We start from the raw sequence: 2,335 nt of genomic DNA on the forward strand, positions 1-2,335 counted from the left end.
TGGCCTCCTATGAAATGGGGGCCTTGGTCAGCGGCTATCAGGACACGACGCTGGGGTATATCGGCGACAAGGTGGCCCAGGCCGCCGTGGGCTGCGCGACGGGAGCCATCGCGGGCGGGTCCTGCACGTCGCGGGCTTTGGGGGCGGCGCTCTCGGCCATGGCCATGGATGCCTACCTCGGCGCGCTGGACCGGAGCGCCTACACGGCGGCGGAATGGTTCGCCATCCAACAGCGGATGGGCAAGATCGGCGAACTGGCCGCAGCCCTTGGCGCAACCTTGACCGGCCAGAACGCCGACGAAGCCGTCTCAGCCGCGCAAAACGTCGCCGAAAACAGTGGCAAGGATCTCGATTGGTTGCTCGGCACGACCCGAGAGAACTTCGCTGGTCTAGGGGACACGATTGACGAGGTGATCACGGCCCTATCCGTAAGAGAGCCGAAGGTCGCCAATCAAGTACGCGCTGAAGTAAATATCACGCGTGAGCAGGCGGAAGAAATAGCCGCTGCCACAGGCGTTTCCGTCGAAGAAGTCGAATGGGACTTCCAGACAATGGCGGCACTCACCTCACGTCAATCAGCTAACGCACAAGTTCTAGAGTATATGCGGGCGGCTGGTGTCGATGAGGCTCTTATTCAGGCTGCGTCTTCGGTTATGGCCCAAGGAGGGTGGGTCATGTGGGATGCCGAAGGGCATCCGATTTTCGAAGCCAATGGAATGCCGAGCTTTGGCTATAACCCGATCACAGTAGAGACTCTGTTGCCTCCGGGAGGCGCTTCGTCGCCAACAGGAGCGCTGTCCCCGCTGAAGAACGCCGCTGCAATGGCCAGGCAAGTGATGGCAGAGGCCAGTGCCCTGATCGCCAAGTATGGGGATACCGTCGAATATATTGTTAATGGCATGGTCTATACGGCGTTGACTGTGACCAGTGGTCCCCTGGCTGCAGCGGGAAAAGCCGCCATTGACAAGCTTGTCGACTTGGCCATGGAGACGCTTTTAAGTGGCGCGGTCGAGACGGGCCTGAACAAGATCGCCGATGGGTACGAATGGCTGGATCAGAGCCTGACCCGGGATGAAAGCCTCACGCTCTCTACCGCTTCCGCGATCATTGCGGTACTTGGGATCAGTGGAAAGCAGGCCGCTCAGGATCTGCTGAAGTCCGCAAAGAGTGTGATTGAAAAGGCACGGCATACCGGAGGCTTGCCAAAGGTTGATCTGCCAAATAGAATAGCCGTACCTAATGATCTGAGAACCAATATTCATCCAGGGGCGCAAGACAAGCATATACCTGGAACGAATAACTATGATCCGGCAAGAAGCACTCTAACGGCCGATCCGCAAACGCTATTGGATGGCGTCCATAGTGGACAGTATCCAATCGTTCGAAAAATACCGAGAGGGAATACAGCCTCATATATTGTTGATTTTGGATCACCTATTGGAGACTTCAAGAATAACGGAACCCTTGTTGGACCAACTCAGTACGGACAGCTTGTTCAAGGGAAACACGGTGTTCATATCATTCCCGCAAATCCAAATCAGTTCTAGGGAGGTAATGTTGAAAAGAGCTCTACCAGACTGGCTTTGTTTGTCGTTTCAGAGTGCGTTAATTTCTGAGGTGTATCCGCAGATCAGAGCTATTGCCGTAGCTTTTTCTGAAACGAACGAATTGAAGGTACGATATTATCTCGACAGGAACCCATCCGATTTTGATTACGAAAGCTTATCGATGGTCGTGAGCGAGGTTTTGAGCAATACCAGTTCAGACTCAGAGATAGTGTCTGTTGCAGAAGAGTGCATTTATTCAAATCAACGGATGTCGGATATTGATCGTCTCGATGGATTGGTCTTTGCGCGCCGCGAATATGAAATTCAGGACAATCCGTCTCAAGCGCCGAACTACATTTAATGTCTGAATTATGCATCTCCTTCGTCTCCTATGAGAGTCCGTCCGAAGACATTTTTATTTTTTACAGAGCCTTCTGATCATCATGCGTATGGATGCCAGTTTGAGGAAGGCGGGCCCCTTCTTGGTGTAGCATTCCCAGTCCTTGGCGAGGCGTCAGCACCCCCTAACCAAGGAAATGTCCGTTCGACGACCCAACGCCTCGGTAAAACCTCGAAACCCTCTGCTTTATCCGAGCGCTTGACGATTTCGACATTGACCTGGACCAAGTACTGATCGACAACGGCGCAACCCAGGTCGGCAGCCTGCAGCTGACCCCGGGGATTGCGCTGTCGAAGGAGCAGGTGGCGGCGCTGAACTCGGACATTGTCTGGTACGTCACCAAGCAGATCGACGGCAAAAGCGTTCTGGTGCCCCAGGTCTATCTGGC

At 54.2% G+C, this 2,335-nt stretch carries 2 protein-coding genes and 1 pseudogene; 2 read left to right on the top strand and 1 reads right to left on the bottom strand.

The genetic code is table 11. The features are described 5' to 3' along the window. Window positions 1-1,547 (top strand): polymorphic toxin type 50 domain-containing protein (locus ACLIRY_RS26940; RefSeq protein WP_413208503.1); only part of this gene is annotated, 1,547 nt, incomplete at its 5' end. 7 nt (window positions 1,548-1,554) lie between these two features. Then, complete coding sequence (locus ACLIRY_RS26945; RefSeq protein ID WP_413208504.1) at window positions 1,555-1,908, top strand: hypothetical protein; 354 nt, start codon at window positions 1,555-1,557, stop codon at window positions 1,906-1,908. A 54-nt stretch (window positions 1,909-1,962) separates the two neighbouring features. Here the strand turns inward: ACLIRY_RS26945 and ACLIRY_RS26950 are convergent. Next, a pseudogene (locus ACLIRY_RS26950) lies at window positions 1,963-2,216 on the bottom strand (transposase). Between the last annotated feature and the right edge of the window lie 119 nt (window positions 2,217-2,335).

Source organism: Rhodospirillum sp. A1_3_36 (assembly GCF_047263945.1).
Classification (GTDB): Bacteria; Pseudomonadota; Alphaproteobacteria; order Rhodospirillales; family Rhodospirillaceae; genus Rhodospirillum.